The sequence below is a fragment of the Treponema vincentii genome, from assembly GCF_018336815.1.
GTDB lineage: Bacteria > Spirochaetota > Spirochaetia > Treponematales > Treponemataceae > Treponema.
Genome location: NZ_CP050497.1, coordinates 633,877 through 649,890 on the forward strand (window position 1 = coordinate 633,877; position 16,014 = coordinate 649,890).

Annotated in this window: 11 protein-coding genes and 1 pseudogene; 5 read left to right on the forward strand and 7 right to left on the reverse strand. The window is 48.0% G+C overall.

Going from position 1 to position 16,014, the window contains the following annotated elements:
• On the forward strand, positions 1 to 2,064 hold the full coding sequence (fusA, locus tag GWP40_RS02935) for an elongation factor G (RefSeq protein WP_212565985.1): 2,064 nt from the start codon (positions 1 to 3) through the stop codon (positions 2,062 to 2,064).
• Between the two features lie 81 nt (positions 2,065 to 2,145).
• Here fusA and GWP40_RS02940 read toward each other — a convergent pair whose 3' ends face one another.
• The 5 genes from GWP40_RS02940 to GWP40_RS02960 form a co-directional block, all read right to left on the reverse strand.
• A complete protein-coding gene (locus GWP40_RS02940) occupies positions 2,146 to 3,225 on the reverse strand; it encodes a 6-phosphofructokinase (protein ID WP_212565986.1) in 1,080 nt (359 codons plus the stop codon).
• A 304-nt stretch (positions 3,226 to 3,529) separates the two neighbouring features.
• Positions 3,530 to 5,272 (reverse strand): ABC transporter permease subunit, encoded by a 1,743-nt coding sequence (locus GWP40_RS02945; protein ID WP_212565987.1) that lies wholly within the window; start codon positions 5,270 to 5,272, stop codon positions 3,530 to 3,532.
• Positions 5,273 to 5,372: 100 nt separating this feature from the next.
• Positions 5,373 to 6,866, reverse strand: a complete 1,494-nt coding sequence (locus GWP40_RS02950) for a sugar ABC transporter ATP-binding protein (RefSeq protein WP_212565988.1) — start codon at positions 6,864 to 6,866, stop codon at positions 5,373 to 5,375.
• 484 nt (positions 6,867 to 7,350) lie between these two features.
• Entirely contained in the window at positions 7,351 to 8,562 is a 1,212-nt protein-coding gene (locus GWP40_RS02955; RefSeq protein WP_212565989.1) for a substrate-binding domain-containing protein, read from the reverse strand.
• A 761-nt stretch (positions 8,563 to 9,323) separates the two neighbouring features.
• Positions 9,324 to 9,539, reverse strand: a complete 216-nt coding sequence (locus GWP40_RS02960) for a hypothetical protein (protein WP_212565990.1) — start codon at positions 9,537 to 9,539, stop codon at positions 9,324 to 9,326.
• A gap of 109 nt (positions 9,540 to 9,648) precedes the next feature.
• Here GWP40_RS02960 and GWP40_RS02965 point away from each other — a divergent pair, with 109 nt between their 5' ends.
• Positions 9,649 to 9,942, forward strand: coding sequence for a hypothetical protein (locus GWP40_RS02965; protein WP_212565991.1), 294 nt, complete (start codon positions 9,649 to 9,651; stop codon positions 9,940 to 9,942).
• On the forward strand, positions 9,878 to 12,055 hold the full coding sequence (recG, locus tag GWP40_RS02970; RefSeq protein ID WP_212565992.1) for an ATP-dependent DNA helicase RecG: 2,178 nt from the start codon (positions 9,878 to 9,880) through the stop codon (positions 12,053 to 12,055). The genes GWP40_RS02965 and recG overlap by 65 nt, the downstream gene beginning before the upstream one ends.
• Positions 12,056 to 12,498: 443 nt before the next feature.
• Here the strand turns inward: recG and ychF are convergent, their stop codons facing one another.
• Both ychF and GWP40_RS13565 read right to left on the reverse strand, forming a co-directional pair.
• Complete coding sequence (ychF, locus tag GWP40_RS02975) at positions 12,499 to 13,605, reverse strand: redox-regulated ATPase YchF (RefSeq protein WP_212565993.1); 1,107 nt, start codon at positions 13,603 to 13,605, stop codon at positions 12,499 to 12,501.
• A 113-nt stretch (positions 13,606 to 13,718) separates the two neighbouring features.
• Positions 13,719 to 14,365: pseudogene (locus tag GWP40_RS13565) on the reverse strand (DUF4143 domain-containing protein).
• A 141-nt stretch (positions 14,366 to 14,506) separates the two neighbouring features.
• Between GWP40_RS13565 and GWP40_RS02985 the strand changes: the two are divergent.
• Positions 14,507 to 14,839: a hypothetical protein gene (locus GWP40_RS02985; RefSeq protein WP_016522184.1), complete on the forward strand. Its 333-nt coding sequence runs from the start codon at positions 14,507 to 14,509 to the stop codon at positions 14,837 to 14,839.
• The gene (locus GWP40_RS02990; RefSeq protein ID WP_212565995.1) at positions 14,832 to 15,998 is read left to right on the forward strand and encodes a tetratricopeptide repeat protein; all 1,167 of its coding nucleotides are present in this window, start codon (positions 14,832 to 14,834) and stop codon (positions 15,996 to 15,998) included. The genes GWP40_RS02985 and GWP40_RS02990 overlap by 8 nt, the downstream gene beginning before the upstream one ends.
• Positions 15,999 to 16,014: the final 16 nt, after the last annotated feature.

The following is a 16,014-nucleotide window of genomic DNA, read 5'->3' on the forward strand; positions in this document are numbered from 1 at the left end:
GTGCTTAACACTATGCGAAATATCGGCATCATGGCGCATATCGATGCCGGAAAAACAACAACAACCGAACGTATTCTTTTTTATACCGGAAAAATTCACCGTATTGGAGAAATTGATGACGGAGCTGCGGCAATGGATTGGATGCAGCAAGAACAAGACAGGGGTATCACCATTCAGAGCGCTGCAACGACAACCTATTGGCGTGATCATCAAATCAACATTATCGACACGCCCGGGCACGTTGACTTTACCGCTGAGGTAGAGCGCTCGCTGCGTGTGCTCGACGGCGCGGTTGCCGTACTCTGTGCAGTAGGTTGGGTGCAACCGCAGACGGAAACAGTGTGGCGGCAGGCGGATCATTACAATGTACCGCGCATCTGTTTTGTGAACAAGATGGACAGAATCGGCGCCGATTTTTTTGCGGCGATGGAAGATGTTAAAGAGAAATTCGGCTGCACGGTAATGCCGCTTGAAATTCCTATCGGCAGTGCGGAAAGTTTTGAAGGTGTTATCGACCTGATTACAATGGAAGAAATCCGCTGGGATGCGGAAACGGAAGGGGAAAAATTTACCCGCAGCCCGCTTTCCGCCCAATACCGTGCGGAGGCGGAAAAATACCGCGAAAAAATGCTGGATGTTGTTTCCGCCTATTCCGATACGGTAACGGAGTTGATGCTTGAAGGAGAACCCATTCCGGCAGAACTTATCAAAAAAGAAATCCGTACCGCGGTACTTAAACGGCAGTATATTCCGTTTTTATGCGGAGCTTCGCGGCGCAATATCGGTATTCAGCCGCTCATCGACGCAATCGTGGACTATCTTCCAGCACCCGATGAAGTTGCGCCTGCCGAGGGGATTCAGCTGAAAAAAGGAACGCCTGTTTCCGTTCCCTGCAAAAGCGATGGCGTGCCGCTCGGCTTGGTCTTTAAGATTCAGTATGACCGGGAAGCGGGCGCACTTTGCTATGTTCGCATGTATTCGGGAAAAATAAAGGCAGGCGATCAGGTATATAATGTCGGCAAAAAAAAGCGTGAGCGGATCGGCCGTATCCTGCGGATGCACTCCAATAAATCCGAACCGATGGACAGTGTGGAAGCGGGCGATATTGCCGTATTTGTCGGGCTCAAATTAGCACAAACGGGCGACACGCTCGGCAGCGAGGGGATGCCGATACTCCTTGAATCTATGCAGTTCCCCGAACCGGTTATCTCCGTAGCTATCGAGCCGAAAAGCCTTTCGGAAAGCGATAAACTCAAAGAAACGCTCGCGATTCTATCACGGGAGGATCCTACTTTTATAAGCCGTGAGGATGCGGAAACGGGACAGCTGATTATCTCCGGTATGGGGGAGCTACACTTGGACGTTCTTACAACCCGTATGCTGCAGGACTTTAAGGTGGAAGCCCGTATCGGTAAGCCGCAGGTAACCTATCGCGAGTCCATTACTCAAACGGCGGAACATACCGAGCGATTCAGCAAGGTACTTGCCGGTAAAGAACAGACAGCACAGCTTACGCTCCGTGTAGAACCGCTTGAACGAGGTTCGGGAAACAGCTTTAAGAACACGGTTAAGGTTTCGACGGGCGGCACTCCGCAGGCGCATTCCCTGCCTGAAGATATTATCGAGGCGGTGGAGCACGCGATTCGCGGCGCCTTTAATTCGGGGATTCAATACGGCTATCCGTGCGTAGACATCGGCGTAACCCTCATCGATGCCGAATACGACGAGCTGACTGCGACAACCTTTGCGTTTGAAGCCGCCGCTGCGATGGGTTTTGATGAGGCGTGCCGAAAAGCCGCCCCCGAACTGCTTGAGCCGGTAATGAATGTCGATATTCTCTGTCCTAAGGAATTTGTTGGAGATGCGATGAGCCAGATGACGCAGCGCGGCGGCATAGTACTCGGTATGGATTCAAAGCCGAATATCGATGTTGTTCATGCACAAGCGCCGATGGCAAAACTCTTCGGCTTTTCCACCGATTTACGCTCCGTTACGCAGGGCCGAGCCTCTTTTACGATGAGCTTTAGCCATTTTGAAATTAAAAAAGGCTGTCTCGGCGGTTAATCGCATAGCCGACGAGCCGTTGACGGGTAAAACGGTGTGCGCTTTCCACCTGTCATTAGGTTAGAAAGCTGCGCCGGTCGGTTAACCGGCAAAACAGGTGCCGACATCCCACGCAGCGCGAATCATCGGGTGATCTTCCGGTACTTTTTTGACCTTATCGGCGACCTTACTGAGCGGTACGGCAGTGATACCCCCCTGTTGCAGAGCTGTCATAACGCCGTACCGTTCCTCGGCGGCAAACTCAGCCGCAACGGCGCCAAAGCGTGTTGCCAATATGCGGTCATAGCCTGAAGGAGTACCACCTCTCTGCAAATAACCGAGCACCGTAACCCGCGCATCGGCGCCGGTAGCCGCTTCTATCTCCCCTGCAACCCGATATCCGATTGAACCGACCATAGATTTGCGCGATTCTTTTAACGCTTTTTTGTTCATATCCTTTTCGCTAAACGATATGGCGCCTTCGGCAACTGCAACAACTGAAAAATGTTTTCCTTTTTTACGGCGTTCCAGCAAGTGCTCGGCTATTGCTTCAATCCGGTAGGGGATTTCGGGGATGATAATAACATCACTACCCCCGGCAATACCCGCGTAGAGTGCAAGCCATCCCGCCTTATGCCCCATAATTTCTATCACCATAATTCGGTTATGACTTGCCGCTGTCGTATGCAGCCGATCGATCGCATCCGTTGCAATATCAAGCGCGGTGTGAAATCCGAAGCTCATATCATTATGCACAATATCATTGTCGATGGTTTTCGGAATACCGATGATGTTTAAGCCTTCGTTTACGAGCATATCGGCAGTAGTCTGCGACCCATTGCCGCCGAGAACGGCAAGACAGTCTAACCGTAAGTCTTTGTAATTTTTTTTGATACAATCCACCGCCCCGCTGCCGTCCGCATTACGCCAGCCGCGGTCTTTAAACGGTTTTTCACGGGAAGCCCCCAAAATAGTCCCCCCGCGCGCGAGGATGCCGGAAAGATCTTGCTCAGTCAATATATGGTACTTATTTTCGATGAGGCCGCGGTATCCTTGCTCAATACCGACCACTTCCATTCCGTAACGGTTCATCGCTGTCCGAGCTAAAGCTCTGATAGCAGCGTTTAATCCGGGAGCATCGCCCCCCGATGTTAAAATGCCGAGGCGTTTATGTGCAGTCATATAAGAAGAATACCCTGCTTTCTCTGCTTATGCAAGCGAAAAAACACCGATAGTAATAGCCATAAAAAACAGCAGATATTAGAAAAAAGATGATGTGTTTATCTTCCTTTCGCACGAAATTTTAGGAAAATTTCGTGCACTTTTATTTCAAAAAAAGGGAAATCGTACCAGACAAATAAAGCAAGAACGCAGAATAATGAGGCTGTGAGACCATTTGAACCGCGAAGAGGTTCAACTCTGGTTGAACAGCCTCATTATTCTGCGGGAATATCAATATAAGCGTCTGGTACGATTTCCCTGTGTTTTACTTCTTCTTCAAATACTTCACGCTGTCGAGGGCGACGGCGGCGATGATGATAAAGCCTTTAAACACGAACTGTAAGTTGGTGTCGATGCCGAGGAAGGTTAAGCAGTACGTTAAACCGGTAAAGATGATAACACCGAGCACCGCGCCTTCAAGCTTACCGATACCTCCGTTAAACGAAATACCGCCGACTACGCAGGCAGCGATGGCGTCCAGCTCATAACCCTGTCCGGTACCTGCGCTGGCATTCGCTTTAAACGCCTCGAAAAATGCTCCGAAGCCGTAGAAAATACCCGCCATGATAAACACGCTCATCGTTACCTTGAATACGCTGATGCCGCTCACGCTTGCGGCTTCGGCATTGCCGCCTACCGCATACATGTTCTTGCCGAGTACGGTCTTATTCCAGATAAACCACGCAATCGCGATAGCGATAACCGCAGGGATAATCAACTTGGGGAAGGTTACCAATTCGCCGCCCACAACACCAAGCTCCCACCGGCCGCCGAAAAAGTCCTTAATACCGGCATCGATGGAACCGACCGGCGTACCGCTCGTCCCGAAGAATAAAAGACCGTAGATAATCAGCTGCGTCGCGAGCGTCGAAATAAAGGGATGAATTTTCAGCCATGCCGAAAAGAAGCCCGCAAAGGCGCTGAATATCACACAGAAAATGATGGAAATTCCGAGGGAAAGCACTACCCGTATCGGCATCGCCAGCGCGGTAAAATCCCACGGCCCCATACCGAAGAACGTTACGATGTTCGTTCCCGGATGGAGAATTAAACCGGTAACAACCGCGCCCATCGCGACCATGCGCCCGACGCTCAAGTCCGTACCGGCCAGCAAAATAATTCCCGCAACGCCCAGCGCGTAGAACATACGCACCGAAGATTGTTCCAAAATCGTCAGGATATTTGCAAGGCTCAAGAGATTCCCGCTGCCCGACAGCGGCGCAACGATAATACACACCACAAAGAAGATTACAATCGCAATGTACAATCCGTTTGCCAAAAAGAACTGCGCGGGAGTAAACTTATAGGCGTAATCCTTTAAGCCGAGTTTAAAGTCCTCGGCAAAATCGGTTTTACTGTTGCGCAGATGGATATTTTTCTGTACCCGATCGACATACACCTGATGCTTTGCATTTTTGCACTTCCACAATGCCGTCTGATACTGATTTTTCGCATCGAAAAGCGCAGACTTAAACGCATTGTTCGCAGCGGTCAATTCCTGCTGCGCTTCCCGCCGTTCTTCTTCGGAGTTTTTCCCCGCAAAAGCGGCGGTAATCTCCTGCTTCTTTTTCTCTGCTGCCTCCGTAATGCTTTGCACCTTCTCCGCATATTCCTGCTTATACCGCGCCGCCTTTGCATTTTCATTCTTTTTTACTTCCTGCTCAAAAGCATCGGAAAGCGCATTCACCCGCTGTATCGCCTTATGCGTCAGCTCTTTTTCTTCATCCTTATACCGCGCCGCAACGGTCTTAGCCTCTTCAATCTCTTTACGATAGGCTGCAATCCGGGTGTTCTTTTCCTCGGCGCTTATCAATTTATTTTTGCGTACGGCGGTAATCTCCTGCGTCAATGCGGAAACCTTGTTCACTCCGTTTTTGCGCAATGCGTCGAGCCGCTCCGTATACTCGGCAAGAACGGCATCTTCCTCCAAGAGCTTTGCCGTATCTGCCTGCGCAATTTGTTCCTGCGAGAACGTGTACTGTGTGCTATTTTCGGGTGTATCTTTCATCCTATCCTCCGGTCAATTTCCGTGTTCAATTATATTCAATGGTAGGTGGTTCTAAAAATCCAATCTGAGTTTTTAGAGTTACCTCGTTATAGGCTATGCATCATAGGTACCGAGCGGAAAGTCGCAGCAGCGCTTCCTGATCGGTGGTAGCGGTATCGACAATACCGGCAAGGCGGTAGTTCGACATAACGGCAATGCGGTTCGTAATGCCTAAAATTTCCGGCATCTCACTCGAAACAACGATAATCGTCTTTCCCGCTTTCGCCATATTGATAATAAGCTGATAAATTTCGTACTTTGCCCCGACGTCGATACCGCGGGTCGGTTCATCCAGCAAAAGAATGTCGGGCTGGCGTTCAAGCCATTTGCCGATAATCACCTTCTGCTGATTCCCCCCGCTCAACGCGCTAATCAGCTCATCCGCAGAAACACACTTTGTGTGCATCGTCTTTATTTCACGGTCGGCAGCCTCCTGCATTTTGCGGTTTGACAGCACACCGAATGTTTTATAAGTTTCAATGTTCGCAATAACGGTATTAAATTTAATGGTAGCTTTACCGAACATCCCGTTGAACTTCCGCTCCTCGGTTACCAGCGCAAAGTTATAGTCCATTGCATCCTTGGAATTGGAAAAATGGAGCTTTTTCCCGGCCAAGAGCATCTCGCCCGATGCAATAGTGCGAAGACCGAAGATACTTTCCAAAAGCTCGCTCCGCCCCGCGCCAACCAACCCATACAGCCCGAAAATTTCTCCCTTTTTTACCGTAAAAGAAATATCCTTTAGCTGAGGTTCATAGCGGGTCGTAATATTCCGCACCTCAAAATAATCCTCCCCAACTTCATTATCCACATCGGGGAAGCGCTTTTCCAATGAACGCCCGACCATCGCCGAGATCAATTCATTCATATTCGTATCATTGATATTTTTTGCCAGCGTCAGCCGTCCGTCGCGCAGTACCGCCACCTCGCTGCATATCTGAAAAATCTCATCCATTTTATGAGAGATATATACAAACGATACGCCCTTCTTGCTTAACGACCGTACAATAGAAAACAGTTTAATAACTTCCGGTTCCGTCAAAGAAGACGTCGGCTCATCCAGCACGATAACCTTCGCGTTATACGAAACAGCCTTCGCAATCTCTACCATCTGCCGCTGCGAAACGGACATCGTACGCATAATCGTGCGTGCATTCACATTCATTTTAAGAGACGCAAACAGCGCATCCGCATCCTTTTGCATCTTCACTTCATTCACCGCGCCGAACCGGACAGGATACCTTCCTAAAAAGAGGTTATCCATCACAGTACGGTCAAGGCATTGGTTCAGCTCCTGATGCACCATCGCCACACCGTTTTCCAGCGCATCCTTGGGAGACTTAAAATCGATCAATTTATTCTCAAGGAAAAAGCGTCCTTCGTCCTTCGCATAAATCCCGAACAGACACTTCATCATCGTCGATTTTCCGGCGCCGTTTTCTCCCATCAGTCCGACAACCGCCCCTCTTTTCACCGTCAAACTGATATTTTCCAACACCTTGTTTTTAGCAAAAGACTTTGAAAGATTTTTAATTTCAAGTACCGTGTCTTCCATAGCTATTCCTTACATGGTTTTTTTCAGTTTCGGAGCGCAAAGCCCCCAGTGCAGTACATTCAACAACTTTTTTCTTCTATATATTTATTAATCTTTACTATTATTTTGGGCGTTCCCTGCTTCAAACGGCAAACGAGGTCTGCCGTTTGAAGCAGGTCGGGCTATTCGCTTGTATCTTTTTAGCGCTTCTGCAAAATCCCGCAGCGCTTCTCCTCGCGTCGAAGGCTGCCGTTGCAATACACCGGCGCTAAAAAGGATACCGCTTCTATCCCTACCGCTGTCCAGATTTTGACATCCATGTCAAAATCTGGACGACAAGTTTTACCATTCGGCAAAAACATCGCTTTTCTGACAGGATGTCAGTGGTTCTATACAGAATCGAGTTTTTCATCAGAAAAACTCGAAGTTCAGAAATGAACACGGACGTTCATTTCTGAACGATGGCATCCGTGCCGCTACTGACAGGATGTCAGGAGTTTCCTATTTAATACTTCAGCTTGCCGGTGTAGTCTGCGCCGGAGTTGGTCTTTACCATATTGACTGCGAATGCGTCAAAGTTGTTCAGGTTGGTAAAGCGATCCAAGCAGCTGGACTCGTTTTGTCCGTCGCCCTGTACGATTGTCAGATCGATGTTCAAAAGCGGAGCGTAGTATTTCAGTGCCGGAACATACGAAGAAGAAAGGAAGTTATCGGCAGAGTTGTAGATTGTCAACAATACCTTTTTCTTATCGGCCTGTGTCTGCTTGATGCCCGTGTCGCGGCTGCCGCCGGAGTAGTTCTGCCAGTTTTCGGCATTTACGCCTGAGTTTTCCGCCATAACGGCTTTTACGTCTGCCCAGTACTGTACGGGCGCAGTGATCTTATTACCGTATTTGTCGGCAACGGAGATACCCTTGGTGTATACGTCCTCTCCTGTTAAACCGTCGAGCAAGTTGCGTAATACTTGCAGTGTCGCAGTTGCCTGTGCGTCTACGTTCTGAGAAACGGTTCCCGAAAGTTTGCCGTTTCCGATTGCTTCGATCGCGTCTGCGTTTGCATCATAACCGAAAATCGGAACGCCTGCCGGATAGTTTGAAGCCTGTAAACAGCCCATTGCCATACCGTCGTTGTTGGAAACAACCATGTCGATCTGATCTGCAAATTTGGTTGCCCAGCCGCCCATTGCTTCGGTTGCGGCGTTTGCATTCCATGTGGAACCGTCGGTTCCGGTCATTGCTTTTCCTTCAAGCTCTACGACTTTTAAGGTCTTTCCTGCGATGGTGATTGAACCTTCCTGAACTGCTCCCGGATCGGTGGAACCTGCCCATGTGCCGAGCGCTCGCCTGATACCTTCGGTTCTCGCCTTGGAATCGTTATGCCCGACGTCGCCGATGCACAGTACATAGCCTAACACGCCGTCGCCATTGCGGTCGATCGAAGCGTCAGCCTTGGCAAGGAACTCCACAATCAACGCCCCCTGAACGGCTCCCCCGCCTGCAGCGTCAAAACCGACATAGTAGGTCTTGTCGTTCCAGTTCATCGTCGTCATATCGATTTCACCGGTTGTCGGATCGGACGGCTGCCGGTTAAAGAATACGAGCGGCTTATCCTTGTTGAGCGTTGCGGTGCTTTTTTCTCCGCAGCTTGCAAGAACCAAAAGGCTGCATGCCAGTACAGCCAATACAACTTTGTGAGATACTTTTGAAACATAGTTCATAGATATCTGCCTCCTCAAAATAAGTCGGTATTTAACTTTAACTGTGCTCTTTGAGCGGTAGAAGTTAAATATCCGTACGACTGCATATTATACTATATAAGTGTAAAATTTTCAAAACCTTTTTTTTGAAAATAGGCGGGCATCTGCGTTGTCGCTTAACAAAAAACAGTCCTCGACGTACAAAAAGTACGCCTGCGGGTGTTTTTTGTACGCTCCTAGCATCTGCTCCACCTATTTTCAAAAAAGCTAACAGTGAAAGGCTTTTCAGAACCGACAAGGACGTCGGTGGTTCCATACAGAAGCGAGTTTGCTTGCAAACTCGTAGCCCACGAATGTACACGGATGTACATTCGTGGGCGAGGCATCTACGGCGTTGCTGCGCAAAAATAAATGCTCGACGTACAAAAAGTACGTCTCCGCTTTATTTTTGCTCGCGCCTTGTAGTTTTAGAACGGACACGGATGTCCGTGAAATTAAGCAGCAGCGAGTTTGCCCCGCAAACTCGACGTTGAACAGTGTACACGGAAGGACACTGTTCAACAGCGCCATGGATGGCGGTGGTTCCAAGCAGAATCGAGTTCGCACTGCGAACTCGCAGCTAAAGAATGAACACCGACGTTCATTCTTTAGCGTGCCTGCGGTTAATTTGTACTCGCGCCTTGTAGTTTTAGAACGGACACGGATGTCCGTGGTTATAAGCAGCAGCGATGTTTTTGCACAGCAAAAACTCGTCGTCAGAACGCCCAAGGACGGGCGGGATATTAATCAGAAGCGAGTTTTGTATAAAACTCGTCTTTTCCCGACATACACGGAAGTATGTCGGGAAAAAGTGTACACGGATGTACACTTCCGGACAGGCTATTTGCAAAAAAGCTAATGGTAAAAGGCTTTTCAGAACCGACAAGGACGTCGGTGGTTCCATACAGAAGCGAGTTTGCTTGCAAACTCGTAGCCCACGAATGCACAATGACGGACATTTCTGAACGATGGCATCCCTGCCGCTTCTGAAGATCCTCAACATATCAAAAGTACAAAAAAAGCGGCGGGGCTCTGGATGGTGAAATTACCCTTGTTGATGATGCAGCTGTGTACAAAAATATGTCAGGTAATGAAACAGGCTACGGTTTTTATCGTTTTATCGCTGTTAAACCGAAAAAACTGGTGATTGCTTCGAACGGAGCATGGGGTAAGGACGGACTCATTTCATCGCCTTCGGTGCTTAATAATAAAGATGCGGTCTTTGAATGTGATTTGTCGGACATGATACTCTCGAAACATCTCGCCGTAAGGCTTTTTCTTGTGGTATACTGCCATTATGCTGATTGGAGAAATTCAAACGCCTGTGTCAAATCTGTATGGGGCGGGAAAAACAACTGTTGAACAGCTGAGCCGGCTGGGGGTCTCGACGGTCGGTGATCTACTACGGCTCTGGCCGCGCACATGGGAAGACCGCAGCAGGTATAATACGCTCAGCGAATGGAATGCGTTTCATAAATTGAATGTTCCGGTAACGGTTATGGATCAGCAATGGTTCGGCTACGGGCGTATGAAAACGCTCAAGTTGATTGTCTGCGATTCGGAAGGAACCCGCGGCGAGTTGGCGTGCTTTAACCGGCCTTTTTTAGAAAAATCGTTTCCGGAAGGTACAAAGGCGCTGGTCTACGGAAGTTTTTCTGTTAAATACGGGGCTATCCAATCGAGTTCTTTCGATATAGAAAAATATGATACGGCGGAGCGCCGTATTTTGCCGGTATATCCGCTGACGCAGGGGCTTACCCAGACAAAACTGCGTAAACTCATCGATCAGGCGCTTAACTCGTATGCGCGGGGAATCGATTCCGAGCTTCCTACCGATGTATTAAACAAATACGGCTACCCCGATAAAAGAACCGTGCTGTTTGCAATGCACCGCCCCGCTTCTATGCAGGAGGCGGAAAATGCCCGCACCGCGCTCATCTTTGAAGAGTTCTTCCTGTACGAGGCAGCTGTCGGTATGCGCGCACTCGAACGGCGCGGTATGCTGCCGCGTACGACGGGGGCAAAAGGGCAGGGGAGCGGCTTCCCTGCCCAGACGGCAAAGGGAGACAGTCAAGCGGTGCCGGAAGCTCATACCGGCGGTGATGGATGCGCCGGAGAGGAAACAGGCGGCCAATCGGCGACGGATACGCTCCAGTACCAGTACGCATACAGCCCGCTGCAAAAGGAGCTGCTTTCACGCCTGCCGTTTACGCTTACTGCAGACCAGCAAGCCGTTACCGCAGAGATTAACGCCGACCTCGATGGAACGGCGCCCGCCGCCCGCCTTATTCAGGGAGATGTCGGTTCCGGTAAGACATTGGTTGCATTTTTAGCCTGCTTAAAAGTGATAGAGGGCGGCGGACAGGCGGCGCTGATGGCGCCGACTGAGCTGCTGGCACGGCAGCATGCCGATAACGCAGCAAAGCTCTTGGAACCGCTCGGCGTACGGCTCGCTTTTTTAACCGGTAACCTCAAGGCGGCGGGACGCTCTCAGCTTTTGCAGCAGCTCGCCTCCGGTAATATCGACCTCATCATCGGTACGCACGCCCTTTTTTCCGCACAAACACTGTATAAAAACCTGCGTATGGTTGTCATCGACGAACAACATCGCTTCGGGGTACTCCAGCGTTCTGCAATTATCCAAAAGGGCATCGACAGCGGAAAAAAGGCTCCGCATTTTTTGATGATGAGTGCGACGCCTATTCCGCGGACACTTGCGCTGTCGATGTTCGGCGACCTCGATATTTCCGTCATCAAAACGATGCCTCCCGGGCGTAAGCCGGTGATTACCTATGTTGCTCCCGAGAGCAAGGCCGAAAAAGTGTATTATTTTATCGGGCAGGATATCCTTGCCGGAAAGCAAGCCTATTTTGTGTATCCGATTATCGAAGATTCGGATACACTCAGCCTAAAATCGGCGGAAGATATGTTCGCGGAGCTGACACGGGATTTCCCCCATCACCGGCTTGCGCTCCTGCATTCCAAGGTGCCGGAGGACGAAGCGCGGGCTATCATGCAGGAGTTTCGCTCAGGTACTATTCATATCCTCGTGGCTACTAGTGTTATTGAAGTCGGTGTCGATGTGCCGAACGCAACTTGTATGGTTATCGAACACGCCGACCGCTTCGGCCTTTCGGCGTTGCATCAGTTGCGGGGCAGAATCGGGCGAGGCAGCGAGCAATCCTATTGTTTTTTACTCTATGGAAAAAATATTACCGAAACCGGCATGGCGCGGCTCAAGGTGATGGCAAGCACGACTGACGGGTTTGTTATTGCGGAGGAAGATTTGAAGCTGCGGGGGCCGGGGGATATCGGCGGCGTTGAGCAGTCCGGCTATTGCGGTTTTGAGCTTGCCGATCCTATCCGCGACTTTGCGCTATTGGAAAAAGCCCGCATCGCCGCCTTCGAAATGCTTGCCGCACAGCGCGTTCAGCGAAGTACATGGACGTACTTCGCTGAACGAGCGACGCAGTAGATGATGTCCTCTCCGTAAGCCTTTTGAAAAGATGTGGCGTAGATCCGAGGCGCGAGAAAAAATTAACCGCAGGCATGTTGAAAAGCGTACTTCCGTGTACGCTTTTCAACGACAAGTTTTTCTAGCGAAAAACTTGCTGCTGCATGGAACCACGGACATCCTCGCCCAAGAATATACATCCGTGTATATTCTTGGGCTGCAAGTTTGCGGGGCAAACTTGTTACTGCGTAGTGCCACCGACATCCGTGTCGGAAATGATACGTTGAGGATTAATTTTTTCGCAGCAACGGCATATCGGAAAACATACTTTCCGTAAGCCTTTTGAAATAGACGATGCAGATGCTAGGAGCTTAGGAGAAATAAAGCGGAGACGTACTGATTGTACGTTGAGCATTTATTTCTCCGTAGCGACACCGCAGATGCGCCGTATATTTCAAAAGGTGCTAGACGTTGAATTTGAAGAACATTATATCCCCATCCTGCACGACGTATTCTTTGCCTTCTTGGCGGTAGCGGCCGGCTTCTTTGATTTTTTGTTCAGAGCCGTATTTAAGGAAGTCGTCAAAACTGTAAACTTCCGCTTTAATGAAGCCTCGCTCAAAATCGGTGTGGATAACGCCGGCTGCCTTGGGGGCGGTATCTCCTGCGTGGATAGTCCATGCGCGGCATTCGTCTTTTCCGGCGGTAAAGAAGGTACGCAGTCCGATTAAATGATACGCTGCGTGAGCAAGAACCGATAAGCCCGAAACCTTGAGCCCGATCTCTTCCAAAAAGGCGGTGCGTTCTTCCGCATCGTCGATATCGGCAAGCTCCGCTTCAAACTTTCCGCAGATAACAACGGTTTCGGCTCCTTCTTGCGCGGCGATTTTTTTAACCGTTTCGATATAAGCATTGCCATTCTTTATTCCGTCTTCATCGACGTTACAAACATACAGCTGCGGCTTCATGGTGATCAGGTGCGTGTCGTACATCACGGCTCGCTCTTCATCGGTCAAATCGGCATTGCGGGCGCCCTTTCCGTCTTGCAGCAACGGCTTGATTTTTGCAATAGCGCTCATCGCAATCGCCGCCTCTTTCTGCATATCTTTACCCATACGGGTTGCCTTATCCGCCCGTTCCGCCCGCTTTTCCAGCGAGGCAAGGTCGGCAAGTGCGAGTTCAATATTGATAGTTTCGATATCCGAGGCGGGATCAACTTTGTTATTTACGTGAACGATGTCGGGATTGTCAAAGCAGCGCACGACATGCGCAATAACTCCTACCTCACGGATATGAGAAAGAAACTGATTGCCGAGCCCTTCACCCTTTGAAGCGCCTTTTACGAGTCCTGCAATATCGACAAACTCGACGGCAGCGGGGATGGTCTTTTTCGGTTCAAAAAATTGCGATAGCTTTGCGAGCCGTTCATCAGGCAGATCGACGATACCGACATTCGGGTTAATGGTACAGAACGGATAGTTTGCCGCCTCCGCAGGGGCACGGGTCAATGCAGAAAAGATGGTCGACTTGCCGACATTCGGCAGTCCGACAATACCGCAGTTTATAGCCATAGGGGAACCTCTTTAATCGATTATATCACATAGAAAGACAGCTAAAATTCCTGTGATCTCACTTCATTTTATCTTATCGGATTGTATACCGAAGCGGGCGAAAAGTCAAAGGATCAGATAAATTCGAGCCATTTTTTGATTACCGGCAAATCGTACGAAGGCACATCTTTCAAAATACCCTGATCAACAAAATCGGTCAAAGAAAATTTGAATGCAATTTCAGGATGATAGGTATCTCTATACAGCTTAAAACTTTTAGCATGGTGATTAATTCCCGCCTTTACTTCGACAGGAATAACATGATCGTCATTCTGAAAAATAAAATCAACTTCTGCAGTGCCGTCTTTCGCCGACCAATAATACGGTGCTATTTCAAACTCACTTATCAATTGCTGGCACACAAATTGCTCGGTAAGGGTTCCCTTAAATTCCGTGAAGAGTCTATTTCCTTCAAGTAAAATCTTTGCACTTAAACCTGTCATACTGCAAAACAAACCTGTGTCTACAATAAAAATTTTGAACGTTCCATATCTTCATACGCTTTCAACGGAATTCCCTGCTTGTTTATGCGGTGCACTTTAAGCAAAAGCCCCGCATTTTTGAGCCAGTTGATAGCGCTTTCGTATTCACGGACTCTGGCACTTTCTTTTACAACAGAATAAAGAAATTTCTTGTTTTCTTTTGCAAGCTGACTTGGAACGGATGCCCATGAGAATGAGCTGTTCTGAGGAACTCCTTTTTCGGTTAGATTTAACGTGATTCAATGCGGGGGCTTGTCATAAATGTATCTATTTTATAAAATGGGAGTGTCAGTATTAAATAAAAAAATGGGAGTGTCAGTATTAAATAAATAGTTCTGTTTTTTCAGAAAAGTTTATGAATTTATTAAAGACGAAGTAAAATGGGATCGGATAATAAGCATTTTATTAAAGTAACTGAAAACGCACTCACTCCTCTCAGTTCTGAACAAAAGGTAGTATTAAATCGGCGCGGTAACCAGCTCTTTAACGAAGGCTTTATAAACGAAGCTCAACGTATTTTTATTACTACCGGCTATTCGGATGGTCTTACAAGAGTAGGCGATTATTATGCTGCAAAAAATAATACGTTAGAAGCGCTTCGTATGTATTGTCTTGCAAAAAATAAACGCAAATCGGAACCGATCATTGATTCGCTTGTTCGGCTTATTAGAGTGTTAATAGATACTGAACCAAAAGGAGTAGAAAATGTTTGAAAGTATTGAAAATGGTTATTCCGAGCAGACCGACTCGTTATTTCCTGCGTCATTAGATTCCGCTCAAGAACTTCATCATGCAGAAGGAACCGATGAGCTTACAAGACTTTCACGTGAGGGTTATCTTTTCTTGAAAGCAAATGAAATTGATCGGGCAGAAACTGAATTTAAAAAAATGTTAGAGCTTGATGAAAATAATAATTATGCTCTTGTCGGACTTGGGGACGCCGCTCGAAAACGGAATAAATGTAAAGAGGCTGCAGAATATTACAGCGAATGTTTACGGCACCATCCGGGGAATAATTATGCGTTGTTCGGGCTGGCGGATTGCTATAAGAATATGAATTTATATGCAAAGGCCATAGAGATTTGGGAACAATATTTGGAACATGATAATGCAAATATTACCGTCTTTACCCGCGTTGCCGATGCATATCGCAAGATACACGATTTTCAAAATTCAAAAAAGCTTTATTTAAAAGTGCTTGAGATCGAGGAGAATAACCCGTATGCACTTATCGGTTTGGGACATCTGCATTACGATTTTAAGAAGTATCGCGAAGCACTTGTTTATTGGCAAAAGATTTTTGATCAAAATCCTGACAATGTCGATATCCGTATCTTAACATCGATTGGAAATTGTTACCGAAAGATGAAGCAATTTGACCATGGCGTTTATTATTTTGAAAAAGCCCTTGAAAAAGATCCCGATAATTTTTACGGTTTGTTCGGTCTTGCGGACTGCTACCGCGGTATGAAGCAGCAGCAGCATTCAATAAAATATTGGGAGGCTATTCTTAATAAAGATCCGAATAATAAGGTTATTCTTACTCGTATGGGTGATGCATACCGGCATATCGGTGATTATGAAAAAGCCGAACATATTTATCAACGTGCACTTGATATCGATTACGATTCCTATGCAATACTCGGTCTTGCAATTCTGTGTAAGATTCAGGGGAAATACGATGAGGCGATAACCAGCTTAACGCATTTGATGCAGGCAGACCGGAAAAATTACCGTATTTATCTTGAGCTTGCAGACTGTTATATTCATACAAACGAGAAAGCAAAAGCAATTGAAGTGCTGCAAGCGTTCCAACAGTACGGCATCAAAAACCAAGCGGTAAGCGATACCCTTTTTTCATTACAAAATTAAGGCGTATTGATTGGAA

Bases quoted from the DNA above. Each gene is read 5' to 3' on its own strand.
- GWP40_RS02940 (WP_212565986.1), bottom strand. From the start codon at position 3,225: ATGACTGCACATAAACGCCTCGGCATTTTAACATCGGGGGGCGATGCT.
- GWP40_RS02945 (WP_212565987.1), bottom strand. From the start codon at position 5,272: ATGAAAGATACACCCGAAAATAGCACACAGTACACGTTCTCGCAGGAA.
- GWP40_RS02950 (WP_212565988.1), bottom strand. From the start codon at position 6,866: ATGGAAGACACGGTACTTGAAATTAAAAATCTTTCAAAGTCTTTTGCT.
- GWP40_RS02955 (WP_212565989.1), bottom strand. From the start codon at position 8,562: ATGAACTATGTTTCAAAAGTATCTCACAAAGTTGTATTGGCTGTACTG.
- GWP40_RS02960 (WP_212565990.1), bottom strand. From the start codon at position 9,539: ATGTCCGTCATTGTGCATTCGTGGGCTACGAGTTTGCAAGCAAACTCG.
- recG (WP_212565992.1), top strand. From the start codon at position 9,878: ATGCTGATTGGAGAAATTCAAACGCCTGTGTCAAATCTGTATGGGGCG.
- ychF (WP_212565993.1), bottom strand. From the start codon at position 13,605: ATGGCTATAAACTGCGGTATTGTCGGACTGCCGAATGTCGGCAAGTCG.
- GWP40_RS02985 (WP_016522184.1), top strand. From the start codon at position 14,507: ATGGGATCGGATAATAAGCATTTTATTAAAGTAACTGAAAACGCACTC.
- GWP40_RS02990 (WP_212565995.1), top strand. From the start codon at position 14,832: ATGTTTGAAAGTATTGAAAATGGTTATTCCGAGCAGACCGACTCGTTA.